General features: G+C 67.4%; 20 protein-coding genes and 1 tRNA gene. 18 read left to right on the top strand and 3 right to left on the bottom strand.

What is annotated here, in order from left to right; translation table 11 throughout:
- Nucleotides 1-10: 10 nt before the first annotated feature.
- Complete coding sequence (locus OG852_RS20045) at nucleotides 11-1,237, bottom strand: pyridoxal phosphate-dependent aminotransferase (protein ID WP_330348583.1); 1,227 nt, start codon at nucleotides 1,235-1,237, stop codon at nucleotides 11-13.
- Between the two features lie 216 nt (nucleotides 1,238-1,453).
- Here OG852_RS20045 and OG852_RS20040 point away from each other — a divergent pair.
- The 10 genes from OG852_RS20040 (at nucleotide 1,454) to OG852_RS19995 (ending at nucleotide 14,693) form a co-directional block, all read left to right on the top strand.
- Nucleotides 1,454-1,526 (top strand) — tRNA-Trp (locus OG852_RS20040).
- A gap of 110 nt (nucleotides 1,527-1,636) precedes the next feature.
- Nucleotides 1,637-1,924, top strand: a complete 288-nt coding sequence (gene secE, locus OG852_RS20035) for a preprotein translocase subunit SecE (RefSeq protein WP_067249250.1) — start codon at nucleotides 1,637-1,639, stop codon at nucleotides 1,922-1,924.
- 80 nt (nucleotides 1,925-2,004) lie between these two features.
- Nucleotides 2,005-2,871: a transcription termination/antitermination protein NusG gene (gene nusG / locus OG852_RS20030; protein WP_133914834.1), complete on the top strand. Its 867-nt coding sequence runs from the start codon at nucleotides 2,005-2,007 to the stop codon at nucleotides 2,869-2,871.
- A 166-nt stretch (nucleotides 2,872-3,037) separates the two neighbouring features.
- On the top strand, nucleotides 3,038-3,472 hold the full coding sequence (gene rplK, locus OG852_RS20025; protein ID WP_055631380.1) for a 50S ribosomal protein L11: 435 nt from the start codon (nucleotides 3,038-3,040) through the stop codon (nucleotides 3,470-3,472).
- 82 nt (nucleotides 3,473-3,554) lie between these two features.
- On the top strand, nucleotides 3,555-4,280 hold the full coding sequence (gene rplA / locus OG852_RS20020; RefSeq protein WP_133914835.1) for a 50S ribosomal protein L1: 726 nt from the start codon (nucleotides 3,555-3,557) through the stop codon (nucleotides 4,278-4,280).
- Nucleotides 4,281-4,428: 148 nt separating this feature from the next.
- Entirely contained in the window at nucleotides 4,429-5,322 is an 894-nt protein-coding gene (locus tag OG852_RS20015) for a hypothetical protein (RefSeq protein WP_330348582.1), read from the top strand.
- 316 nt (nucleotides 5,323-5,638) lie between these two features.
- Nucleotides 5,639-6,169: a 50S ribosomal protein L10 gene (gene rplJ, locus OG852_RS20010; protein ID WP_133914837.1), complete on the top strand. Its 531-nt coding sequence runs from the start codon at nucleotides 5,639-5,641 to the stop codon at nucleotides 6,167-6,169.
- Between the two features lie 111 nt (nucleotides 6,170-6,280).
- Nucleotides 6,281-6,664: a 50S ribosomal protein L7/L12 gene (gene rplL / locus OG852_RS20005; protein WP_208117246.1), complete on the top strand. Its 384-nt coding sequence runs from the start codon at nucleotides 6,281-6,283 to the stop codon at nucleotides 6,662-6,664.
- A 549-nt stretch (nucleotides 6,665-7,213) separates the two neighbouring features.
- Nucleotides 7,214-10,699, top strand: coding sequence for a DNA-directed RNA polymerase subunit beta (rpoB, locus tag OG852_RS20000; RefSeq protein WP_133914839.1), 3,486 nt, complete (start codon nucleotides 7,214-7,216; stop codon nucleotides 10,697-10,699).
- A gap of 94 nt (nucleotides 10,700-10,793) precedes the next feature.
- Nucleotides 10,794-14,693 (top strand): DNA-directed RNA polymerase subunit beta', encoded by a 3,900-nt coding sequence (locus OG852_RS19995; RefSeq protein WP_133914840.1) that lies wholly within the window; start codon nucleotides 10,794-10,796, stop codon nucleotides 14,691-14,693.
- Between the two features lie 128 nt (nucleotides 14,694-14,821).
- On the opposite strand, the gene OG852_RS19990 is transcribed toward OG852_RS19995, so the two are convergent.
- A complete protein-coding gene (locus OG852_RS19990) occupies nucleotides 14,822-15,250 on the bottom strand; it encodes a helix-turn-helix transcriptional regulator (RefSeq protein WP_133914841.1) in 429 nt (142 codons plus the stop codon).
- 237 nt (nucleotides 15,251-15,487) lie between these two features.
- Between OG852_RS19990 and OG852_RS19985 the strand changes: the two genes are divergently transcribed.
- A complete protein-coding gene (locus tag OG852_RS19985) occupies nucleotides 15,488-15,973 on the top strand; it encodes a DUF1707 and DUF4190 domain-containing protein (RefSeq protein ID WP_133914923.1) in 486 nt (161 codons plus the stop codon).
- 40 nt (nucleotides 15,974-16,013) lie between these two features.
- On the opposite strand, the gene OG852_RS19980 is transcribed toward OG852_RS19985, so the two are convergent.
- Complete coding sequence (locus OG852_RS19980; RefSeq protein WP_330348581.1) at nucleotides 16,014-17,291, bottom strand: hypothetical protein; 1,278 nt, start codon at nucleotides 17,289-17,291, stop codon at nucleotides 16,014-16,016.
- Nucleotides 17,292-17,418: 127 nt separating this feature from the next.
- Between OG852_RS19980 and OG852_RS19975 the strand changes: the two genes are divergently transcribed.
- The 7 genes from OG852_RS19975 (at nucleotide 17,419) to OG852_RS19945 (ending at nucleotide 25,249) form a co-directional block, all read left to right on the top strand.
- Nucleotides 17,419-18,429 (top strand): glycosyltransferase family 2 protein, encoded by a 1,011-nt coding sequence (locus OG852_RS19975; RefSeq protein WP_330348580.1) that lies wholly within the window; start codon nucleotides 17,419-17,421, stop codon nucleotides 18,427-18,429.
- 253 nt (nucleotides 18,430-18,682) lie between these two features.
- Complete coding sequence (gene rpsL / locus OG852_RS19970) at nucleotides 18,683-19,054, top strand: 30S ribosomal protein S12 (RefSeq protein WP_003948652.1); 372 nt, start codon at nucleotides 18,683-18,685, stop codon at nucleotides 19,052-19,054.
- A gap of 2 nt (nucleotides 19,055-19,056) precedes the next feature.
- Nucleotides 19,057-19,527, top strand: coding sequence for a 30S ribosomal protein S7 (rpsG, locus tag OG852_RS19965; protein WP_030788318.1), 471 nt, complete (start codon nucleotides 19,057-19,059; stop codon nucleotides 19,525-19,527).
- Nucleotides 19,528-19,566: 39 nt separating this feature from the next.
- A complete protein-coding gene (gene fusA, locus OG852_RS19960; RefSeq protein WP_133914844.1) occupies nucleotides 19,567-21,693 on the top strand; it encodes an elongation factor G in 2,127 nt (708 codons plus the stop codon).
- Nucleotides 21,694-21,862: 169 nt separating this feature from the next.
- Nucleotides 21,863-23,056 (top strand): elongation factor Tu, encoded by a 1,194-nt coding sequence (gene tuf / locus OG852_RS19955; protein ID WP_133914845.1) that lies wholly within the window; start codon nucleotides 21,863-21,865, stop codon nucleotides 23,054-23,056.
- A 175-nt stretch (nucleotides 23,057-23,231) separates the two neighbouring features.
- The gene (locus OG852_RS19950) at nucleotides 23,232-24,368 is read left to right on the top strand and encodes an acyltransferase family protein (RefSeq protein WP_133914846.1); all 1,137 of its coding nucleotides are present in this window, start codon (nucleotides 23,232-23,234) and stop codon (nucleotides 24,366-24,368) included.
- Between the two features lie 53 nt (nucleotides 24,369-24,421).
- Complete coding sequence (locus OG852_RS19945; RefSeq protein WP_330348579.1) at nucleotides 24,422-25,249, top strand: hypothetical protein; 828 nt, start codon at nucleotides 24,422-24,424, stop codon at nucleotides 25,247-25,249.
- Nucleotides 25,250-25,448 lie beyond the last annotated feature (199 nt).

Raw genomic sequence — 25,448 nt, 5'->3', positions numbered from 1 at the left:
GCGACGCGACTCAGTCCCTGGCCTCCGCCAGCAGCTTCTGGATGCGGCTCACGCCCTCGACGAGGTCCTCGTCGCCCAGCGCGTACGACAGCCGCAGATAGCCCGGCGTGCCGAAGGCCTCACCCGGGACGACCGCGACCTCGGCCTCCTCCAGGATCAGCTCGGCCAGCTCCACGCTGCTCTGCGGGCGCTTGCCGCGGATCTCCTTGCCGAGCAGCGCCTTCACCGACGGGTACGCGTAGAACGCGCCCTCGGGCTCCGGGCAGAGCACGCCGTCGATCTCGTTCAGCATCCGCACGATCGTCTTGCGACGACGGTCGAACGCCTCCTTCATCCTCTCCACCGCCGACAGGTCACCGGAGACGGCGGCGATCGCGGCGACCTGGGCGACGTTCGAGACGTTGGAGGTCGCGTGCGACTGGAGGTTCGTCGCGGCCTTGACGACGTCCTTGGGGCCGATGATCCAGCCCACCCGCCAGCCGGTCATCGCGTACGTCTTGGCGACACCGTTGACGACCACGCACCTGTCGCGCAGCTCGGGCAGGATCGCCGGCAGCGAGGTGAACGTCGCGTCGCCGTAGACCAGGTGCTCGTAGATCTCGTCCGTCAGCACCCACAGACCGTGCTCCACGGCCCAGCGGCCGATCGCCTCGGCCTCCTCGGCGCTGTAGACCGCGCCGGTCGGGTTCGAGGGGGAGACGAAGAGCACGACCTTGGTGTTCTCGGTGCGCGCGGCCTCCAGCTGCTCGACCGAGACCCGGTAGCCGGTCGTCTCGTCGGCGACGACCTCCACCGGGACACCGCCGGCGAGACGGATCGACTCCGGGTAGGTCGTCCAGTACGGCGCCGGGACGATGACCTCGTCGCCCGGGTCGAGGATCGCGGCGAAGGCGTTGTAGATCGCCTGCTTGCCGCCGTTGGTGACGAGGATCTGCGAGGCGTCGACCTCGTAGCCGGAGTCACGCAGCGTCTTGGCGGCGATCGCGGCCTTCAGCTCCGGAAGACCGCCGGCCGGTGTGTAGCGGTGGTACTTGGGGTTCTTGCAGGCCTCTACGGCCGCCTCGACGATGTAGTCCGGGGTCGGGAAGTCGGGCTCGCCGGCGCCGAAGCCGATCACCGGACGCCCGGCGGCCTTCAGGGCCTTGGCCTTGGCGTCCACGGCGAGGGTGGCGGACTCGGAGATCGCGCCGACTCGGGCGGAGACCCGGCGCTCGGTGGGAGGGGTTGCAGCGCTCATACGGCCCATGTTTTCAGACAGGAAACGGGCCCGGCACACGGGTTTCACCCACTGGGCAACTGGCTGAACACCAGACTGATTTCGTCCAAGACCACTTTCCGTTCGACGGCACGCTCAGGACCACGTACACTCATCCGTCGTTGGCCTTCAACAGGCCGTGCCTCACCCGGTGCACACCGAGCACCCGGTCGGATGCGGTACGTTGGGGACACACAAAGGGTCGTAGCTCAATTGGTAGAGCACTGGTCTCCAAAACCAGCGGTTGGGGGTTCAAGTCCCTCCGGCCCTGCTACACACTCCTTCGCCAGGATGTGTGCGCATGTACGTACAGCAATGCACCGCCGTGCGGCTCAGACCGGGCGCGGCACGGCCACGACCCCGGGGAACAGGTGAGGACGAATGGCGGATGCCGTGGGCTCCATCGACACGCCTGATGCCCAGGACGAGCTGCCTGAGGCCAAGAAGAAGGGCCGCAAGGGCGGAAAGCGCGCCAAGAAGGGCCCGCTGAAGCGACTCGCGCTTTTCTACCGCCAGATCATCGCGGAACTCCGCAAGGTCGTCTGGCCCACTCGTGGACAGCTGACGACGTACACGACGGTGGTCATCGTCTTCGTGGTCGTCATGATCGGCCTGGTGACCGTGATTGACTATGGACTCAGCCACGCCGCCAAGTACGTTTTTGGCTGAGCCGAGAGCGAAGGGCGCCGAGGTATCCGGCGCCCCTTTCGCATGTTCCACCCCTCTGTATCCAGGAAGAAGCAGCCACCGTGTCTGACCAGAACCTGAACGACGCCATCGAGCCCGACGAGGTCGACGACGAGCTCGACATCGTCGAGGGCGCGGACGAGGTGGACGAGTTCGAGGCTGCCGACGATGAGGCGGGCGAGGCCGCGGAGGAAGCAGCGCTTCACGTCGAGGACGAGGACGCCGAGGACGCGGACGCCGAGGACGGTTCCGAGGAGTCGGTGGACGCCGAGGACGAGTTCGAGGCCGAGGAAGAAGAGCCGGCCGAGCCCGTCGACCCCGTCGTCGCCCTGCGCGAGGAGCTGCGCACCCTTCCCGGCGAGTGGTACGTGATCCACACGTACGCGGGTTACGAGAACCGCGTGAAGACCAACCTGGAGCAGCGCGCCGTCTCGCTGAACGTCGAGGACTACATCTTCCAGGCCGAGGTGCCGCAGGAAGAGGTCGTCCAGATCAAGAACGGCGACCGCAAGACGATCCGCCAGAACAAGCTCCCCGGATACGTTCTCGTCCGCATGGACCTGACGAACGAGTCCTGGGGCGTCGTCCGCAACACCCCCGGCGTCACCGGCTTCGTGGGCAACGCCTACGACCCGTACCCGCTGACCCTGGACGAGATCGTCAAGATGCTCGCTCCGGAGGCCGAGGAGAAGGCGGCCCGCGAGGCGGCCGAGGCCGAGGGCAAGCCGGCTCCGCAGCGCAAGGTCGAGGTCCAGGTGCTGGACTTCGAGGTGGGCGACTCGGTCACCGTCACCGACGGTCCGTTCGCCACGCTGCAGGCCACGATCAACGAGATCAACGCCGACTCCAAGAAGGTCAAGGGTCTGGTGGAGATCTTCGGGCGTGAGACGCCGGTCGAGCTGTCGTTCGACCAGATCCAGAAGAACTAGCTTCTTCCGGGAAAAGCTTCCGACCAGGTCAGGCGGGCTGTCACAGCTTGTCTGACCTGCTCGGTTTTTGGCCGCGCATCTATACCCGTTATCGTTGTGCGGTATGCCTGCGTTCGGTTGGTTCCCTGGCGCGGGCATGGACCCGAATGAAAGGACCCGGAGAGTAATGCCTCCCAAGAAGAAGAAGGTCACGGGGCTCATCAAGCTCCAGATCAACGCCGGTGCGGCGAACCCGGCCCCGCCGGTCGGCCCCGCGCTCGGTCAGCACGGTGTCAACATCATGGAGTTCTGCAAGGCCTACAACGCCGCGACCGAGTCGCAGCGTGGCTGGGTCATCCCGGTGGAGATCACGGTCTACGAGGACCGCTCCTTCACCTTCGTCACCAAGACCCCGCCGGCCGCGAAGATGATCCTCAAGGCCGCGGGTGTGGAGAAGGGCTCCGGCGAGCCGCACAAGACCAAGGTCGCCAAGATCACCGAGGCGCAGGTCCGCGAGATCGCCACGACCAAGCTTCCCGACCTCAACGCCAACGACCTGGACGCCGCCGCGAAGATCATCGCCGGCACCGCCCGTTCCATGGGCATCACGGTCGAGGGCTGACCTTCACCACCCCGTACTTCAGCAGTAGTGGCAGGGCCTGCTCGGCCCGTACCACGACTCCTCAGACACATCAGGAGCAGTAGTGAGCAAGCGCAGCAAGTCTCTCCGCGCTGCGGACGCCAAGGTCGACCGGGAGAAGCTCTACGCCCCGCTCGAGGCCGTCCGTCTCGCCAAGGAGACCTCCACGTCCAAGTTCGACGGCACCGTCGAGGTCGCCTTCCGTCTGGGTGTCGACCCGCGCAAGGCCGACCAGATGGTCCGTGGCACCGTGAACCTGCCGCACGGCACCGGCAAGACCGCCCGGGTCCTGGTCTTCGCGACCGGTGACCGTGCTGCGGCCGCGGAGGCCGCGGGCGCCGACATCGTCGGCTCCGACGAACTGATCGACGAGGTCGCGAAGGGCCGTCTGGACTTCGACGCCGTCGTCGCCACCCCGGACCTCATGGGCAAGGTCGGCCGCCTCGGCCGCGTGCTCGGTCCCCGTGGTCTGATGCCGAACCCGAAGACCGGCACCGTCACCCCCGACGTGGCCAAGGCCGTCACCGACATCAAGGGCGGCAAGATCGAGTTCCGCGTCGACAAGCACTCGAACCTGCACTTCATCATCGGCAAGACGTCCTTCGACGACACCAAGCTGGTGGAGAACTACGCCGCGGCGCTCGAGGAGATCACCCGCCTCAAGCCGTCCGCAGCGAAGGGTCGCTACATCAAGAAGGCCGCGATCAGCACCACGATCGGCCCCGGCATCCAGATCGACCCGAACCGCACCCGCAACCTCCTCGTCGAGGAGGACCCGGCCGCGGTCTGAACCTGACGGTTCCCTTTCGGTCGGCGACGAGCCCCGCAACCTTTCGAGGTGCGGGGCTCGTCCCTTTGGGGCGTAGAGGCTTTTTTCGTACGACTGTCAGTGCTGTGCGTTAGCGTGCAGTCACGGAACTCTCATGGGGGTGGGGCGGATGAAGCGTGCGTTCGTGCGGACAGCGGGGCTGTCCATCGCGACGATGAGCCTGCTGGCGGGGGTGACGGCCTGCAGCTCCTCCGGGGGCTCCGGAGGCACGTCCGGCGGGTCCTCGGGGGGCTCCGGGGGCGGCTTCGATCCCATCGCCGCGCTGCGCACCGCCGAGAAGTCCACCGACGGCGCCGACTCGGCGAAGGTCGAGTCGACCACGACCATGGGCTCGGTGATGTCCATGACCGCCGACGGTGCCCTCGACTGGGGCGACGGCCTCACCGGCAACCTGACCATCACGTACACCGGCGGCACCATGGCCGACACGATGCGTCAGATGGGCAGCGACTCCATGGAGGCCCGCTACCTCCCCGACGCGTACTACGCCCGGATGGGCGACACCTTCGCCGAGCAGTCCGGCGGCAAGCACTGGATCAAGTACGCCTACGACGACCTGGAGACCCTCGGCGGGACCGGTGGGGCGTATCTGAAGGACCAGATGCAGAACACCACCCCGAACCAGTCGGTGAAGCTCCTGCTGGCCTCCGGGGACGTCCGCGAGGTCGGTGAGGAGAAGGTGCGCGGGCAGCGGACCACGCACTACTCGGGGACGGTCGACGTGGCCGACCTCGCCGAGAAGAACTCCGGCCTCGGCCAGAGCCAGCTCGACGAGCTGAGGAAGACCCTCCAGCAGGCCGGCGTCACCACCGAGACCGTCGACATCTGGGTCGACGACCACGACCTGCTGGTCAAGAAGGTCGAGAAGGGCGAGGCGTCGGCGGGCGCGTACAGCCAGACCGCGTACTACAGCGACTACGGCACCGAGGTCGCCGTGGACGAGCCCCCGGCGAGCGACACGGCCGACTTCACCGAGCTGGTGAGGCAGCAGTCGGGCGGCTGAGTCCGCCCTGACGCACCGGGACATCGGGCCCTGTACGGGCGGATTTGCTTGACGCCGTCCGTCTCCCGTACGCTCCTACCGAAGCCAAAGACCGCTGGTCGTTGCTGTGCCCTTGCGAAAGGGTGCGGCGGCCGAAGGATCCGCTTGATATGCGGACGACCCGCGCAGGTGACTGTGGAAGTGCTCCCGGGCCGGAAACCGTCCATCGACGGATCTCGTTCGGTCGAGCTACGCCCCGTGCGCCTGCGCCGGGGCGTTTCGTCTGTCCCAGCCCCTTCCGAGCGGTCCTCATCACCCGGAAGGAGGCCGACGCTCTATGGCAAGGCCCGACAAGGCTGCCGCGGTGGCCGAGCTCACGGAGCAGTTCCGTAGCTCGAGCGCCGCCGTGCTGACCGAGTACCGGGGTCTCACCGTGGCGCAGCTCAAGACGCTGCGTCGTTCGCTCGGTGAGAACGCCCAGTACGCCGTGGTGAAGAACACGCTGACCAAGATTGCGGCCAACGAGGCCGGGATCACGACGCTCGACGACCTGTTCAACGGTCCGACGGCGGTCGCCTTCGTCACCGGTGACCCGGTGGAGTCGGCGAAGGGTCTTCGTGACTTCGCCAAGGACAACCCGAACCTCGTCATCAAGGGCGGTGTCCTTGACGGCAAGGCGCTGTCCGCCGACGAGATCAAGAAGCTTGCGGACCTCGAGTCCCGCGAGGTTCTGCTCGCCAAGCTGGCGGGCGCCATGAAGGGCAAGCAGACGCAGGCTGCTCAGGTCTTCCAGGCGCTCCCGTCGAAGTTCGTCCGCACCGCGGAGGCGCTTCGTGCCAAGCAGGCCGAGCAGGGCGGTGCCGAGTAATTCGGCTCGCGTAATGACCGCAGCCGCCTGAGGCGGCGGTCGTAGCGGGCCGAACGTACGCCCGCCAGACATGTACATCCGGCACCAGCCGAAATTAGTGGAAGGAAAGCCATCATGGCTCTCACCCAGGACGAACTGCTCGCCGAGTTCGAGAACATGACCCTGATCCAGCTCTCCGAGTTCGTGAAGGCGTTCGAGGAGAAGTTCGACGTCACCGCCGCCGCCGCGGTCGCCGTCGCGGGCCCGGCCGGCCCGGCCGCCCCCGCCGAGGCCGAGGAGGAGAAGGACGAGTTCGACGTCGTCCTGACCGGCGCCGGTGACAAGAAGATCCAGGTCATCAAGGTCGTGCGTGAGCTGACCTCGCTGGGCCTGAAGGAGGCCAAGGACCTCGTGGACGGCGCCCCGAAGCCCGTTCTCGAGAAGGTCGCCAAGGACGCCGCGGAGAAGGCCGCCGAGGCCCTCAAGGGTGCCGGCGCCTCCGTCGAGGTCAAGTAACACCCCTCCGGGCCCACCGGCCCGGAACGCGGGCTCAGCGAGCCTGTAACGCGCAAGCGCCGAAGAGCGATCATCCATCCGGGTGGTCGCTCTTCGGCGTTCCGGGGGGTCGGCCACGGTTGCCTTGCACCCGTGACGGCGGGGGGTATGGTGATCTTCGTCGTGTCTCCCGCGGCCCGGGTTTACGCAGGGGGGCCTTGACGAACCGCACGCAGCGCGCAATTCTCAGGACGCGTCGTCACAAGGATCCGACTCCGAGGCATGGATCGACGACGAAGAGGGCAGTATCAACGCGTTGAAGGCAGGCATGTGACGCAGGCGTTGAGGGCAGCAAGGGTCTCTGAAAAACGGGACTGGACATCAGTGTGCCGAGTGGCTACACTGACCCTTTGCGCTGCCTGTTAGCTGTCCCCTGTCCGTCACCAGGGGTCTGCCCTCTCTTGAGCATCGACGACAAGATCATCCCTGACCTGGGATTTTCCCGTCTCTGTGCGCACGAGAGGGGCCGGTACGCGCGTAGTGAGTCCGAGCCCTCGGAAGGACCCCCTCTTGGCCGCCTCGCGCAACGCCTCGACCGCGAATACGAACAACGGCGCCAGCACCGCCCCGCTGCGCATCTCCTTTGCAAAGATCAAGGAGCCTCTCGAGGTTCCCAACCTGCTCGCGCTGCAGACCGAGAGCTTTGACTGGCTGCTCGGCAACACCGCCTGGCAGAGTCGGGTCGAGGAGGCTCTGGACAACGGTCAGGACGTCCCCACCAAGTCCGGCCTCGAGGAGATCTTCGAGGAGATCTCCCCGATCGAGGACTTCTCCGGGTCGATGTCGCTGACCTTCCGCGACCACCGTTTCGAGCCGCCGAAGAACAGCATCGACGAGTGCAAGGAGCGCGACTTCACGTACGCGGCTCCGCTGTTCGTGACGGCCGAGTTCACCAACAACGAGACCGGCGAGATCAAGTCCCAGACGGTCTTCATGGGCGACTTCCCGCTCATGACGAACAAGGGCACGTTCGTCATCAACGGCACCGAGCGTGTCGTGGTGTCGCAGCTTGTGCGTTCGCCGGGCGTCTACTTCGACTCCTCGATCGACAAGACGTCCGACAAGGACATCTTCTCCGCCAAGATCATCCCGTCCCGGGGTGCCTGGCTGGAGATGGAGATCGACAAGCGCGACATGGTCGGCGTGCGTATCGACCGCAAGCGCAAGCAGTCGGTGACCGTCCTCCTGAAGGCGCTCGGCTGGACCACCGAGCAGATCCTCGAGGAGTTCGGCGAGTACGAGTCCATGCGCGCCACCCTGGAGAAGGACCACACCCAGGGCCAGGACGACGCGCTGCTCGACATCTACCGCAAGCTCCGTCCGGGCGAGCCCCCCACGCGTGAGGCCGCGCAGACGCTGCTCGAGAACCTCTACTTCAACCCCAAGCGCTACGACCTCGCCAAGGTCGGCCGCTACAAGGTCAACAAGAAGCTGGCCGCGGACGCCCCGCTGGACGCCGGTGTCCTGACCGTCGAAGACATCATCGCGACGATCAAGTACCTGGTGAAGCTGCACGCGGGCGAGGTCGAGACGGTCGGCGACAGCGGTCAGACGATCGTCGTCGAGACCGACGACATCGACCACTTCGGCAACCGTCGTCTGCGCAGCGTCGGCGAGCTCATCCAGAACCAGGTCCGCACCGGCCTGGCCCGTATGGAGCGCGTCGTCCGTGAGCGCATGACGACCCAGGACGTCGAGGCGATCACGCCGCAGACCCTGATCAACATCCGGCCGGTCGTCGCCTCCATCAAGGAGTTCTTCGGCACCAGCCAGCTGTCGCAGTTCATGGACCAGAACAACCCGCTGTCGGGTCTCACCCACAAGCGCCGTCTGTCGGCACTTGGCCCGGGTGGTCTCTCCCGTGAGCGGGCCGGCTTCGAGGTCCGAGACGTGCACCCCTCGCACTACGGCCGCATGTGCCCGATCGAGACGCCCGAAGGCCCGAACATCGGTCTGATCGGCTCGCTCGCCTCCTACGGCCGGGTCAACGCGTTCGGTTTCGTCGAGACCCCGTACCGCAAGGTCGTCGACGGCCAGGTCACCGACGAGGTCGACTACCTGACCGCCGACGAGGAGGACCGCTTCGTCATCGCGCAGGCCAACGCCACGCTCAACGACGAACTGCGGTTCACCGAGGCCCGGGTCCTGGTCCGCCGCCGTGGCGGCGAGGTCGACTACGTCGCCGGTGACGACGTGGACTACATGGACGTCTCGCCGCGCCAGATGGTGTCGGTCGCGACCGCCATGATCCCGTTCCTCGAGCACGACGACGCCAACCGTGCCCTCATGGGCGCGAACATGATGCGCCAGGCCGTGCCGCTCATCAAGAGCGAGTCCCCGCTCGTCGGCACCGGCATGGAGTACCGCTCCGCCGTCGACGCCGGCGACGTGGTCAAGGCCGAGAAGGCGGGTGTGGTCCAGGAGGTCTCCGCGGACTACATCACCACCGCCAACGACGACGGCACCTACATCACCTACCGGCTGGCCAAGTTCGCCCGCTCCAACCAGGGCACCTCGGTCAACCAGAAGGTCATCGTCAACGAGGGCGACCGGATCATCGAGGGCCAGGTCCTCGCCGACGGTCCGGCCACCCAGAACGGCGAGATGGCGCTCGGCAAGAACCTGCTCGTGGCGTTCATGCCGTGGGAGGGTCACAACTACGAGGACGCGATCATCCTGTCGCAGCGCCTCGTGCAGGACGACGTCCTCTCCTCGATCCACATCGAGGAGCACGAGGTCGACGCCCGTGACACCAAGCTCGGCCCCGAGGAGATCACCCGGGACATTCCGAACGTCTCCGAGGAGGTCCTCGCCGACCTCGACGAGCGCGGCATCATCCGCATCGGTGCCGAGGTCATCGCCGGTGACATCCTCGTCGGCAAGGTCACCCCGAAGGGTGAGACCGAGCTGACGCCCGAGGAGCGCCTGCTGCGCGCGATCTTCGGCGAGAAGGCCCGTGAGGTCCGTGACACCTCGCTGAAGGTGCCGCACGGCGAGACCGGCAAGGTCATCGGCGTGCGCGTCTTCGACCGCGAGGAGGGCGACGAGCTTCCGCCGGGCGTGAACCAGCTGGTCCGCGTCTACGTCGCGCAGAAGCGCAAGATCACCGACGGTGACAAGCTCGCCGGCCGTCACGGCAACAAGGGTGTCATCTCCAAGATCCTGCCCATCGAGGACATGCCGTTCCTCGAGGACGGGACCCCGGTCGACATCATCCTCAACCCGCTCGGTGTGCCGTCCCGAATGAACCCGGGACAGGTCCTGGAGATCCACCTCGGCTGGCTCGCCAGCCGCGGCTGGGACGTCTCCGGTCTCGCCGACGAGTGGGCGCAGCGCCTCCAGGTGATCGGCGCCGACCAGGTCGCCCCCGGCACCAACGTCGCGACCCCGGTCTTCGACGGCGCCCGTGAGGACGAGCTGGCGGGTCTGCTCCAGCACACCATCCCGAACCGCGACGGCGAGCGCATGGTGCTCCCGTCCGGCAAGGCGCGGCTGTTCGACGGCCGTAGCGGTGAGCCGTTCCCGGACCCGATCTCGGTCGGCTACATGTACATCCTGAAGCTGCACCACCTGGTCGACGACAAGCTGCACGCCCGTTCGACCGGTCCGTACTCGATGATCACCCAGCAGCCGCTGGGTGGTAAGGCGCAGTTCGGTGGCCAGCGGTTCGGCGAGATGGAGGTGTGGGCGCTGGAGGCGTACGGCGCCGCGTACGCCCTCCAGGAGCTGCTGACCATCAAGTCCGACGACGTCACCGGCCGCGTGAAGGTCTACGAGGCCATCGTCAAGGGCGAGAACATCCCCGAGCCCGGCATCCCCGAGTCCTTCAAGGTGCTCATCAAGGAGATGCAGTCGCTCTGCCTGAACGTGGAGGTGCTGTCCAGCGACGGTATGTCCATCGAGATGCGTGACACCGACGAGGACGTCTTCCGCGCTGCGGAGGAGCTCGGCATCGACCTGTCCCGGCGCGAGCCGAGCAGCGTCGAAGAGGTCTGACGGGAGTTCGGGGGCCTTCAGCCAGAAGGCCCCCGGCCCCGGGACCCCCGTTTCAGACCCCAAGACTTACAACCCTGAGAGGGATTGACGCATAGTGCTCGACGTCAACTTCTTCGACGAGCTCCGGATCGGTCTGGCCACCGCTGACGACATCCGTCAGTGGAGCCACGGCGAGGTCAAGAAGCCCGAGACCATCAACTACCGCACGCTCAAGCCCGAAAAGGACGGACTCTTCTGCGAGAAGATCTTCGGTCCGACCCGGGACTGGGAGTGCTACTGCGGCAAGTACAAGCGCGTCCGCTTCAAGGGCATCATCTGTGAGCGCTGCGGCGTCGAGGTGACCCGCGCCAAGGTGCGCCGTGAGCGGATGGGCCACATCGAGCTGGCCGCGCCCGTCACGCACATCTGGTACTTCAAGGGTGTCCCGAGCCGGCTGGGCTACCTGCTCGACCTGGCCCCCAAGGACCTCGAGAAGGTCATCTACTTCGCGGCGTACATGATCACGTACGTCGACGAGGAGCGCCGTACCCGCGACCTGCCCTCCCTGGAGGCGCACGTCTCCGTCGAGCGGCAGCAGATCGAGAACCGCCGGGACGCCGACCTGGAGGCCCGCGCCAAGAAGCTCGAGACCGACCTGGCCGAGCTGGAGGCCGAGGGCGCCAAGGCCGATGTGCGCCGCAAGGTGCGCGAAGGCGCCGAGCGTGAGATGAAGCAGCTGCGCGACCGTTCGCAGCGCGAGATCGACCGTCTCGACGAGGTGTGGACCCGCTTCAAGAACCTCAAGGTCCAGGACCTCGAGGGCGACGAGCTGCTCTACCGCGAGCTGCGCGACCGCTTCGGCACGTACTTCGACGGTTCGATGGGTGCCGCGGCGCTGCAGAAGCGCCTGGAGTCCTTCGACCTCGACGAGGAGGCCGAGAAGCTCCGCGAGATCATCCGTACCGGCAAGGGCCAGAAGAAGACCCGTGCGCTCAAGCGCCTGAAGGTCGTCTCCGCGTTCCTGCAGACCAGCAACAGCCCCAAGGGCATGGTGCTGGACTGTGTGCCGGTCATCCCGCCGGACCTTCGCCCGATGGTGCAGCTCGACGGTGGCCGCTTCGCGACCTCCGACCTGAACGACCTGTACCGCCGTGTGATCAACCGCAACAACCGTCTGAAGAGGCTCCTGGACCTCGGCGCACCCGAGATCATCGTCAACAACGAGAAGCGCATGCTTCAGGAGGCCGTTGACGCCCTCTTCGACAACGGTCGTCGCGGCCGCCCGGTGACGGGCCCCGGCAACCGCCCGCTGAAGTCCCTCAGCGACATGCTGAAGGGTAAGCAGGGTCGATTCCGTCAGAACCTGCTCGGCAAGCGTGTGGACTACTCCGCGCGTTCCGTGATCGTCGTCGGTCCGCAGCTGAAGCTGCACCAGTGCGGTCTGCCCAAGGCGATGGCGCTGGAGCTCTTCAAGCCGTTCGTGATGAAGCGCCTGGTCGACCTGAACCACGCGCAGAACATCAAGAGCGCCAAGCGGATGGTCGAGCGCGGCCGCACCGTGGTGTACGACGTCCTCGAAGAGGTCATCGCCGAGCACCCGGTGCTGCTGAACCGTGCGCCCACCCTGCACCGCCTCGGCATCCAGGCCTTCGAGCCGCAGCTGGTCGAGGGCAAGGCCATCCAGATCCACCCGCTCGTCTGCACCGCGTTCAACGCGGACTTCGACGGTGACCAGATGGCCGTGCACCTGCCGCTGTCCGCGGAGGCGCAGGCCGAGGCCCGCATCCTGATGCTGTCCTCGAACAACATCCTCAAGCCCGCCGACGGTCGTCCGGTGACGATGCCGACCCAGGACATGGTCCTCGGCCTGTTCTTCCTCACCACCGACGGCGAGCTGCGCGACACCAAGGGCGAGGGCCGGTCCTTCGGCTCCACGGCCGAGGCGATCATGGCGTTCGACGCCGGTGAGCTGGCGCTTCAGTCGGCGATCGACATCCGCTTCCCGGTGGGCACCATCCCGCCGCGCGGCTGGACCCCGCCGGCCGTGGAGGAGGGCGAGCCGGAGTACCAGACCGGTGACACCTTCCGTCTGCGCACCACCCTGGGCCGTGCGCTCTTCAACGAGCTGCTGCCCGAGGACTACCCGTTCGTCGACTACTCGGTGGGCAAGAAGCAGCTCTCCGAGATCGTCAACGACCTGGCCGAGCGCTACCCCAAGGTCATCGTGGCGGCGACGCTCGACAACCTGAAGGCGGCCGGCTTCTACTGGGCGACCCGTTCCGGTGTCACCGTGGCCATCTCCGACGTCGTCGTTCCCGAGGCGAAGAAGGAGATCGTCCGCGGCTACGAGGCGCAGGACGAGAAGGTCCAGAAGCAGTACGAGCGCGGTCTGATCACCAAGGAAGAGCGCACGCAGGAGCTCATCGCGATCTGGACCAAGGCGACCAACGAGGTCGCCGAGGCGATGAACGCGAACTTCCCCAAGACCAACCCCATCTTCATGATGGTTGACTCGGGTGCCCGAGGAAACATGATGCAGATGCGGCAGATCGCCGGTATGCGTGGTCTGGTGTCGAACGCGAAGAACGAGACCATCCCGCGTCCGATCAAGGCCTCGTTCCGTGAGGGTCTGTCCGTGCTGGAGTACTTCATCTCCACGCACGGTGCCCGTAAGGGTCTGGCGGACACCGCCCTGCGTACCGCCGACTCGGGTTACCTGACCCGTCGTCTGGTGGACGTCTCGCAGGACGTCATCATCCGCGAGGAGGACTGCGGCACCGAGCGCGGTCTCAAGCTGGCGATCGCCGAGCGCGACGAGGCCGGTGCCCTGCGCAAGACGGGCAACGTCGAGACGTCCGTGTACGCGCGCTGCCTCGCCGAGGACATCGTGGTCGACGGCAAGGTGCTGGCCCCGGCCGGTACCGACCTCGGCGACGTGCTCATCGACGAGCTGGTCCGCCACGGTGTCGAGACGGTCAAGACCCGCTCGATCCTGACCTGCGAGTCCACCGTCGGCACCTGCGCCATGTGCTACGGCCGCTCGCTGGCCACCGGCAAGCTGGTCGACATCGGTGAGGCGGTCGGCATCATCGCCGCCCAGTCCATCGGTGAGCCCGGTACCCAGCTGACGATGCGTACCTTCCACACCGGTGGTGTGGCCGGTGACGACATCACCCAGGGTCTGCCGCGTGTCGTCGAGCTCTTCGAGGCCCGTACCCCGAAGGGTGTCGCCCCGATCTCCGAGGCCTCCGGCCGCGTGCGGATCGAGGAGACCGAGAAGACCAAGAAGATCGTCATCACGCCGGACGACGGCAGCGACGAGACGGCGTTCCCGATCTCCAAGCGCGCCCGTCTGAAGGTCAGCGAGGGCGAGCACGTCGAGGTGGGCCAGCAGCTCACCGTGGGTACCCAGAACCCGCACGACGTGCTGCGCATCCTGGGCCAGCGTGCCGTCCAGGTCCACCTGGTCGGCGAGGTCCAGAAGGTGTACAACTCGCAGGGTGTGTCGATCCACGACAAGCACATCGAGATCATCATCCGGCAGATGCTCCGCCGTGTGACGATCATCGAGTCCGGCGACGCCGAGCTGCTGCCCGGTGAGCTGGTCGAGCGCTCGAAGTTCGAGACCGAGAACCGTCGTGTGGTCACCGAGGGCGGTCACCCGGCCTCCGGTCGTCCGCAGCTGATGGGTATCACCAAGGCCTCGCTGGCGACGGAGTCCTGGCTGTCGGCCGCCTCCTTCCAGGAGACGACCCGAGTTCTGACGGACGCGGCGATCAACGCCAAGTCCGACAGCCTCATCGGCCTCAAGGAGAACGTCATCATCGGTAAGCTCATCCCGGCCGGTACGGGTCTGTCCCGTTACCGCAACATCCGGGTGGAGCCGACCGAGGAGGCGAAGGCCGCGATGTACTCGGCCGTCGGCTACGACGACATCGACTACTCGCCGTTCGGCACCGGCTCCGGCCAGGCCGTCCCGCTGGAGGACTACGACTACGGTCCGTACAACCAGTAAGAACGAGTAGAAGGGCGGTCACCCCGTTGTGTACGGGGTGACCGCCCTTCGGCGTTTCTCGGTGAGCCGGCTCTGCCGCTGCACCCGACAGGGGTCGTGCGCGCACGCAACTAAAGGGCGCGGCCGGCCTAGTCCGTGCGCTCCGGCTCGTCCGGCAGGAACTGCTCCACCACCCGCACGAACATCTCCCGCCGCTCGGCCGGTACGCCGAGCAGGTCGGCGACCTCCTCCAGGGTGGGCCTGCGGGCGACGTCCGCGCCGGGCGCGGGCGAGGGCACCTGTCCGCGCGGGTCGGCCAGTTCCTCGACGGTCAGCCGGCCGGAGCGGATGAGCATGTCGCGGACCGGGACGCCGAGCACCCTCGCGAGGCGGCGGGTGGTCTCGAGGTCCGGCATGCTCCGGCGTCGCAGCAGGCGGGTGACGGCGGCGCGGTGCACGCCCGCCTCGTCCGCGATGCGGGACTTTCCGCCGCCGCGTGGGCTGTCGATGTCGTAGCCGCGCTCCCGCATGAGGTCTTCGACCCATGAGGCGAGCGCGTCCAGGTCCTGGGTGGTCATCTCTGCTCGCTTCCTACGGGGAGTAAGTGCGAGCTTAGATTGCTTGCGCGCGCGGAATTCCATGCTCCCGTGCAGCGATGAGCGGTGCTCTGCTTCGTGACCCTCGCTGAGCGGGGGAACCGTGGGCGGCCGGAACGCGTTGAGGGATGATGGAGGCATTCAGCCGTCCGGGGGGAGGTGCCCGTGTCGTATCCGTCGCCATGGCAGCCGCAGGGCCAGGTGCCGAACGGCGCTTCGATGCTCGCGTCACACGCCGACCGCGAGCGCGCGGTGGACGTGCTCAGGGCGGGCTTCGGCGAAGGCCGTCTGCAGCAGGACGAGTTCGAGAAGCGGGTGCAGCGCGCCTACCAGGCCCGCACCGTCGGCGAGCTGCAACTCGTCATCTCCGACCTTCCGCAGGGACCGATGGCCGTCCCGTCGGCCCTCGCCGCGCCGACCGCCTTCGGCCCGCCCGTCCCGCGCACCTTCCTGCCCGCCCCGCCGCCGCCCACCAACGGCAAGGCGGTCGGCTCGATGGTCTGCGGTGTCCTCACCACCATGACCATGGGGCTCACCGGCATCCCCGCGGTGATTCTCGGCCACAAGGCCCGCGCCGAGATACGCCGCAGCGGCGAGGGCGGCGAGGGGTTCGCCCTGGCCGGCCTCATCCTGGGCTGGCTGTCGGTGGCGGGCTGGGCGTTCTTCCTGATGATCCTCATGATGGCGGCGGTCTCGTCCACCTGAGGGCGATCTCGGCCTCCCGGGCGACGCGGCCCGGGCGCGGCTACGGAATGCCCAGCTCGAAGATGACGTAGTGCGCGTACCAGCCGGACGCGATCGACGCCGTCGTGAAGAACACGGCCAGGCTCGGCCACTTCAGCCGGCCCAGCGCCGCCGCCGGAGCCAGCAGCAGCGGGAACACGGGCAGCAGATACCTGCCCGTGTTCCCGAACATCTGCTGCGTCCCCAGCACGGTCACGATCGACGCCAGCGCGTACGCCACCAGCACCAGCGGCGGCTTCTTGCGCAGCATCAGCGCGATGAGGAACGGCAGCGCCAGCACGATCTGCACACAGAGCAGGTCGGGCACCGAGAAGGCGAACAGATAGTTGTTGTGGCCGACCGCGGTGTTGCCGAGCACGTCCAGGGTGTACTCGCCGAAGTCGAAGTAGTGCGCCCAGCCCTCGCGCTGGAGCGTGAAGTAGGCGGTCAGGTCGCCCATGCTCAGCCCGACCCAGGCGATGTAGGTGAGCAGTCCGAGCGGAGCGGCGATCATCGCGTACACCGGACCGGCCACGCCCTGCTCGCGCCTGCTCTCCCGCCGTGCCAGCGTGACGATCGCGGCGAGCCCCACGGCCCCTATGAGCGCGGCGGACGTCGGCCGGTTCAGCCCGGCGAGGAAGGCCAGCAGCCCGGCCGCCACCCATCGCTTCCGCATCACGCAGTAGCAGCACCAGGCCGCGATCGCGACGAACACCGACTCCGAGTAGACCGCCCACTCCACGCCGGCGCCCGGCACCACGGCCCACAGTCCGGCCGCGATCGTGCCCGCCCGCACCCCCGCGAGCGCCGCGACCACGGCGTAGATCCCGGCCGCGGCGACGAAGGACGCGAGGACCGACACGAGGATCGCGGAGCCGTACAGACCGAGGCCCGTGGCCTCCGAGACGCCTCTGATCAGGCCGGGGTAGAGCGGGAAGAAGGCCACCGAGTTCTGCTGCACGGTGAACAGTCCGCCGGGCGCCAGCGGCTCCAGCGGCCGCGGGTCGTACCCCTTTTCGGCGACCTGGAGGTACCACCAGCCGTCCCAGGTGGCGAGGACGTCCCACCAGTGGGCGCCGCCCCCGAAGCGCGGGTTCTTCTTCTGGTAGTCGTCGGCCGCCTCCAGCAGCCAGGCGAAGACGGTCAGCCCCACCAGCTTCGTCACGCCGTACAGGAGCACCGGGGCGAGGTACGGTCGTAGACCGTCGGGCAGGGCGAGGCGGCGGTCCCGCGGTGGCCGCTCCCGCCCTTCCTCGGGCAGGGCGGAGTCCGTCGCCGCGTCGCTGCGGGCCGTGCTCATGACTGGGGTCCCCCCTAGGCGATCGGCGGACGGGCCGGGTCGGGGCCGGGGTCCGGACGATCGTGAAGCGTGGTCATAAGATCGCACCAGAGTCGCACATGTGCGCCACAGGTTAGGGGGAGGGCGCATGGCGGAGAGGCCGAACACGGCGACGGGCGCGACCGTCCTGTCGGTCGTCATACCCATGTACAACGAGGAAGAAGTCCTTCCGGCGCTGGTCAGCAGGTTGCGTCCGGTCCTCGACGAACTCGGCGCCCCGTACGAGGTGGTGGCCGTGGACGACGGGTCCACCGACCGCACCGCCGAACTCCTCGCCGCCTTCCGCCTCGGCTGGCCCGAGCTGCGGATCATCGGCCTGCGCCGCAACTCCGGCCACCAGGCCGCCCTCACCGCCGGCCTGGACCGCGCCGTCGGCGCCTATGTCGTCAGCATCGACGCCGACCTCCAGGACCCGCCCGAGAAGATCCCCGAGATGCTCGCCCTCGCGCAGAGCGAGGGGCTCGACATCGTCTACGGCATCCGCGCCGACCGGGCCAGCGACACCGGCTTCAAGCGGTGGACGGCGGGGATCTACTACCGGCTCGTACGACGGCTCGCCGGGCCGTCCGTGCCCGCCCAGGCCGGTGACTTCCGGCTGCTCGGCCGGGCCGCAGTGGACGCCCTGAAGGCGCTGCCGGACCAGCAGCGCGTCTACCGGCTCCTGGTGCCCTGGCTCGGTTTCCCCAGCGGGCAGGTGACGTACGAGCGCGCCCCGCGCCCGGCCGGGCAGAGCAAGTATCCGCTGGGGCGGATGATCCGGCTGGCCGTCGACAGCGTCACCGGGTTCTCCGCGGCCCCGCTGCGCATCGCCACCTGGCTCGGCGGCTTCGCCTTCCTGGTCTGCATCGGACTGATGGCGTACACGCTGAGCGCCCACTTCCTGGACCACACGGTCCCGGGCTGGACCTCCCTGTTCACCGGCGTGCTGTTCATCGGCGCGGTCCAGCTCATCTGCGTGGGGCTGCTCGGCGAGTACGTGGGCCGCATCTATACGGCCGTACAGAACCGTCCGACGTACTTCGTCGGTCAGGACACGGCCGCGGAGCAGAAGGGCGGGGAAACGCCTGTACCACACCAGCGGTCGGGTTCGCGAACGTAACCGGCGTCTGCCGGGCATTCGGGTTCTGTTTTGACCGGAGTGATTGCGCTGGGTACGCTCAGACCTTGTGCCTGGGGTGTGCCCTGGCCCTCGTGCGTGCCATCACACCGCATCGGGGCCGAGACCGGCCACCGTGATCCTGCCTTCTTTCTGCCTCGCGGCGGAAGTCCGCGGGGTACGACACACCCGACCGCGTGGGTCGGAGGAGTTCCAGGTTAGCTGTACCCATCGGCACACAGAAACCGGAGAAGTAGTGCCTACGATCCAGCAGCTGGTCCGCAAGGGCCGGCAGGACAAGGTCGAGAAGAACAAGACGCCCGCACTCGAGGGTTCCCCTCAGCGTCGCGGCGTCTGCACGCGTGTGTTCACGACCACCCCGAAGAAGCCGAACTCGGCCCTGCGTAAGGTCGCGCGTGTGCGTCTGACCAGCGGGATCGAGGTCACCGCTTACATTCCGGGTGAGGGACACAACCTGCAGGAGCACTCCATCGTGCTCGTGCGCGGCGGCCGTGTGAAGGACCTGCCGGGTGTTCGCTACAAGATCATCCGTGGTTCGCTCGACACCCAGGGTGTCAAGAACCGCAAGCAGGCCCGCAGCCGCTACGGCGCCAAGAAGGAGAAGTAAGAATGCCTCGTAAGGGCCCCGCCCCGAAGCGCCCGGTCATCATCGACCCGGTTTACGGCTCCCCTCTGGTGACCTCCCTGATCAACAAGGTGCTGCTGAACGGCAAGCGCTCGACTGCCGAGCGGATCGTTTACGGCGCCATGGAGGGCCTGCGCGAGAAGACCGGCAACGACCCGGTCATCACGCTCAAGCGCGCTCTCGAGAACATCAAGCCGACCATCGAGGTCAAGTCCCGCCGTGTCGGTGGCGCCACCTACCAGGTCCCGGTCGAGGTCAAGCCCGGCCGTGCCAGCACCCTGGCGCTGCGCTGGCTCGTCGGTTACTCCCGCGCCCGTCGCGAGAAGACCATGACCGAGCGTCTGCTGAACGAGCTCCTCGACGCCTCCAACGGCCTCGGCGCCGCTGTGAAGAAGCGCGAGGACACGCACAAGATGGCCGAGTCCAACAAGGCCTTCGCGCACTACCGCTGGTAGTCGCAGTCCACATCGAGACCGAGAGAAGACTGAAGCCTTATGGCTACCACTTCGCTTGACCTGGCCAAGGTGCGCAACATCGGCATCATGGCCCACATCGACGCGGGCAAGACGACCACCACCGAGCGGATCCTGTTCTACACCGGCGTTTCGTACAAGATCGGTGAGGTCCACGACGGCGCTGCCACCATGGACTGGATGGAGCAGGAGCAGGAGCGTGGCATCACGATCACCTCTGCTGCCACCACCTGCCACTGGCCGCTGGAAGACGTCGACCACACCATCAACATCATCGACACGCCGGGCCACGTCGACTTCACCGTCGAGGTGGAGCGTTCCCTGCGCGTGCTCGACGGTGCCGTGACGGTGTTCGACGGCGTCGCCGGCGTTGAGCCCCAGTCCGAGACCGTGTGGCGTCAGGCGGACCGCTACGGCGTTCCGCGCATCTGCTTCGTCAACAAGCTCGACCGCACCGGTGCCGAGTTCCACCGCTGTGTCGACATGATCGTCGACCGCCTGGGCGCTCAGCCGATCGTCATGCAGCTCCCGATCGGTGCCGAGGCCGACTTCCAGGGTGTCGTGGACCTCGTCCGCATGAAGGCCCTGGTCTGGTCCGCCGAGGCGACCAAGGGCGAGATGTACGACGTCGTCGACATCCCGGCCACCCACACCGAGGCTGCCGAGGAGTGGCGCGGCAAGCTGCTCGAGGCCGTCGCGGAGAACGACGAGGAGCTCATGGAGCTGTACCTCGAGGGCACCGAGCCCTCCGAGGAGCAGCTCTACGCGGCGATCCGTCGGATCACCATCGCCTCCGGCAAGGGCGGCGGCACCACCGTCACCCCCGTGTTCTGCGGCACCGCCTTCAAGAACAAGGGCGTTCAGCCCCTGCTCGACGCGGTCGTGCGCTACCTGCCGTCCCCGGTCGACATCGAGGCCATCGAGGGCCACGACGTCAAGGACCCGGAGACGGTCGTCAAGCGCAAGCCGTCCGACGACGAGCCGCTGTCGGCGCTGGCGTTCAAGATCATGAGCGACCCGCACCTCGGCAAGCTCACCTTCGTGCGCATCTACTCCGGCCGCCTCGAGTCCGGCTCCGCCGTGCTCAACTCGGTCAAGGGCCGCAAGGAGCGCATCGGCAAGATCTACCGCATGCACGCCAACAAGCGTGAGGAGATCGAGTCGGTGGGCGCCGGCGACATCGTCGCCGTCATGGGCCTGAAGCAGACCACCACCGGTGAGACGCTCTGCGACGACAAGAACCCGGTCATCCTGGAGTCCATGGACTTCCCGGCGCCGGTCATCCAGGTCGCCATCGAGCCCAAGTCGAAGGGCGACCAGGAGAAGCTGGGCATCGCGATCCAGCGTCTCGCCGAGGAGGACCCGTCCTTCCAGGTCCACTCCGACGAGGAGACCGGCCAGACCATCATCGGCGGCATGGGCGAACTGCACCTCGAGGTGCTGGTCGACCGTATGCGCCGTGAGTTCAAGGTCGAGGCCAACGTCGGCAAGCCGCAGGTCGCCTACCGCGAGACGATCCGCAAGGCCGTCGAGAAGGTCGAGTACACCCACAAGAAGCAGACGGGTGGCACCGGCCAGTTCGCCCGCGTCATCATCGGCATCGAGCCGATCGAGGGCGGCGACACGTCGTACGAGTTCGTCAACAAGGTCACCGGTGGCCGTGTGCCGAAGGAGTACATCCCCTCGGTCGACGCCGGTGCGCAGGAGGCCATGCAGTTCGGCATCCTCGCGGGCTACGAGATGACGGGCGTCCGCGTCACGCTCATCGACGGCGCCTACCACGAGGTCGACTCCTCCGAGCTCGCCTTCAAGATCGCAGGTTCGCAGGCCTTCAAGGAGGCCGCGCGCAAGGCCAGCCCCGTGCTGCTCGAGCCGATGATGGCCGTCGAGGTCACCACGCCCGAGGACTACATGGGTGAGGTCATCGGCGACATCAACTCCCGCCGTGGTCAGATCCAGGCCATGGAGGAGCGTGCGGGTGCCCGCGTCGTGAAGGGCCTCGTGCCCCTGTCGGAGATGTTCGGCTACGTCGGCGACCTCCGCAGCAAGACGTCGGGTCGCGCAAGCTACTCGATGCAGTTCGACTCCTACGCCGAGGTTCCGCGGAACGTCGCCGAGGAGATCATCGCGAAGGCCAAGGGCGAGTAACGCACCGCGTTTAACGCACCGCGCATACACGCTTTAGGCTTGACCCCGGAGCCTCGCGGGTCGTTCCTCCGCATTCATGGCGGAATGACCCGGGGCCCGGGACTTAACAGCAAAGATCACCTGGCGCCGATGAACCAAGGCGTACAGCACACTCCACAGGAGGACCCCAGTGGCGAAGGCGAAGTTCGAGCGGACTAAGCCGCACGTCAACATCGGCACCATCGGTCACATCGACCACGGTAAGACGACCCTCACGGCCGCCATTACCAAGGTGCTGCACGACGCGTACCCGGACCTGAACGAGGCCACCGCGTTCGACAACATCGACAAGGCGCCCGAGGAGCGTCAGCGCGGTATCACCATCTCCATCGCGCACGTCGAGTACCAGACGGAGACGCGTCACTACGCGCACGTCGACTGCCCGGGTCACGCGGACTACATCAAGAACATGATCACCGGTGCCGCGCAGATGGACGGCGCGATCCTCGTGGTCGCCGCCACCGACGGCCCGATGCCGCAGACCAAGGAGCACGTGCTCCTGGCCCGCCAGGTCGGCGTTCCGTACATCGTGGTCGCCCTGAACAAGGCCGACATGGTGGACGACGAGGAGATCCTGGAGCTCGTCGAGCTCGAGGTCCGTGAGCTCCTCTCCGAGTACGAGTTCCCGGGCGACGACCTGCCGGTCGTCCGCGTCTCCGCGCTGAAGGCGCTCGAGGGCGACGCCGAGTGGACCAACTCCGTCCTGGACCTGATGAAGGCCGTCGACGAGTCGATCCCGCAGCCCGAGCGTGACGTCGACAAGGCGTTCCTCATGCCGATCGAGGACGTCTTCACGATCACCGGTCGCGGTACGGTCGTCACCGGCCGTATCGAGCGTGGTGTCCTGAAGGTCAACGAGACCGTCGACATCATCGGCATCAAGACCGAGAAGACCACCACCACGGTCACCGGTATCGAGATGTTCCGCAAGCTGCTCGACGAGGGCCAGGCCGGTGAGAACGTCGGTCTGCTGCTCCGCGGCATCAAGCGCGAGGACGTCGAGCGCGGCCAGGTCATCATCAAGCCCGGTTCGGTCACCCCGCACACCGAGTTCGAGGCCCAGGCCTACATCCTGTCGAAGGACGAGGGTGGCCGCCACACCCCGTTCTTCAACAACTACCGTCCGCAGTTCTACTTCCGTACGACGGACGTGACCGGCGTCGTGACCCTCCCCGAGGGCACCGAGATGGTCATGCCGGGTGACAACACCGAAATGAAGGTGGAGCTCATCCAGCCCGTCGCCATGGAAGAGGGCCTGAAGTTCGCCATCCGCGAGGGTGGCCGGACGGTCGGCGCCGGCCAGGTCACCAAGATCACGAAGTGATCTTGCGCCTGAACGGCAGCACAGCCTGAGCTGAGCTCCTGAAGGAGCCCGTACGACTTCGGTCGTACGGGCTCTTTCGCTTTGTTCGTCGTACGGGTGTGCGGTGGGTGAACCGTGGACGAACGTTGCCTGGTGTCACCCATGAGGTGGCTGTGGCCCGCCTAGCCTGACGACGATGTCCGCCCTGCCTCTCATACGACCCGCGACGCCGCAGCCCGCGCCGACGACGGCGCCCCCACCGGCCGGCCGCCGGCGCCCGCGCCTCTACGCCCTCGACGGCATCCGGCTCCTCGCCGCGCTCATGGTCGCGGTCCACCACTACGCGGGCACCCGCCGCGTCAACCAGCCGGGCAACCTCGTCTGGGACCGTCCGGTCTCGGACATCATGCCGTCGGTCTTCCATGTGGCGGCCTACGGCTGGATCGGCGTCGAGATCTTCTTCGTGATCAGCGGCTTCGTGATCTGCATGTCCTGCTGGGGCCGGACACCGCGTCAGTTCTTCGTCTCCCGGGTGATCCGCCTGTACCCGGCGTACTGGTTCGCGGTCCTCTTCACGACCGCCGTCCTGGCGGCCGTACCCGGTGTGTGGGAACGCCTCGCCCCCCGGGACGTCCTGCTCAACCTGACCATGCTCCAGTCGGGTTCGGGCGTGCGGAACGTCGACGGCGTGTACTGGACCCTGTGGTCCGAACTCCGCTTCTACCTCCTCTTCCTCGCTGTGGTGTGGGCCGGCCTCACCTACCGCCGTGTGGTGCTGTTCTGCTGCCTCTGGGGCGCCGCGGCGATGCTGGCCCCGGTCGCCCATCTGCCCCTCCTGGAACTGATGGCCGACCCCGAGGCCTCCTGGTACTTCATCGCCGGCCTCGCCCTCTACCTCATGCACCGCTTCGGCCAGGACCTGCTCCTGTGGGGCATCCTCGCGATGGCCTGGCTGATGGGGCAGAGGGAGCTGGGCCAGCGGATCGACGAGGTCGAACACGTGGGGAGCTGGCGCGGCGCGGTGCTGATCTTCACCGTGTTCCTGCTGGTCATGGTCGCGGTGGCGCTCGGCTTCACGGACCGCGTCCGCTCGCGCCGGCTGGTGACGGCGGGCAGCCTGACGTACCCGCTCTACCTGATCCACTACGCGGCCGGCACCACGGTGATCAACCGTTTGCGCGACACGATGGACGCCCGGCTGCTGGTGGGCGTGGTACTGGCGGGGTTCCTGGTGCTGAGCTACGCGGTGCACCGGTGGGTGGAGCGACCGGTGGCGGCGGCGGTGAAGAGAGGGCTGGACGCGGCGTTCGTGAGGGTGCGCGCGCGGGGGTGAGGCGCGGGCCGCTAGTCTGCCGATCTTCCTCTCCGCATCCATGGAAGGTGTGAATGAGAACAGGCAGAACCGCCGCGGTGACCGTGCTCGCGGGCGCGTTGGGGCTCTCGGTGCTGGGCGCGCCGGCGGCCCGGGCGGCGGACACGGGGATCACCGTGTCGAACATCGTCGTCAACGGCGGCAAACCGATCGTGGTCGGCACGACGAAGGTGGTGGAGCCGCCCATCAGCTTCGACTTCACCCTGCCGTCCGGGTACAGCACCGCCGACCCGTCCCGGTACGACGCCTTCCCGTTCCTCTACCGGGGCGACCTGAGGACGGCGGCCGACACCGGCGACAACTTCATCGGGCCGGGCGGCTACACCTGCTACGAGCAGAGCTCCCGGAGGGCCCACTGCGAGGGCGGCCTCTACATCGACCCGCACCCGAGCCGGGAGCACGTCGACTCCAACAGCGACGCCACCACGTGGAAGGTCGCCGTGTCGCTCGTCCTGCTCAAGGCCGACGGCACCGTCAAGGCCCGGGAACGCGAGACGCGGTCCCTCTCCGTCCCGCTGCGCAGGGCGGCCGGCCTCACCGCCGCCGACGCCTCGCCGGAGCCGGTGACCAAGGGCAGGGCGATCACCGTCACCGGCAAGCTGACCCGGGCGAACTGGAGCACCAAGAAGTACGGCGCCTACAGCGGCCGCAGCGTGCGTCTCCAGTTCCGCGCCGCGGGCACCGACACCTTCAAGACGGTCAAGAACGTCACCTCGAGCAGCACAGGCGCGCTCCGGACGACGGTCACCGCCTCCGTCGACGGCGCGTTCCGCTGGGCCTACGCCGGCAACACCACGACCGGCGCGACCACCGGCGCGGCCGACGCCGTCGACGTGCGCTGAGGGCGGGAAACCCCGTTGGACCGCCGCCGCGTTTGACCTGCGTCACGTCCGGGGTATTCTCTCCGGCTCGATTGGCGGAGGTGCTGCCCGGTGTGGCAGACTAGCGGGGTTGCTCGGTCGAGTGTTGATGCTGTGCGCCTCCCGCCGGGAGGACCGGAAGCGAGTCCCACAGTACTCGTCGCCCTAACTGCCTCACGGC

Source organism: Streptomyces sp. NBC_00582, assembly GCF_036345155.1.
GTDB lineage: Bacteria > Actinomycetota > Actinomycetes > Streptomycetales > Streptomycetaceae > Streptomyces.
Note: the sequence above shows the minus strand (reverse complement) of the source record. Positions and strands in the feature narration are given on the sequence as shown.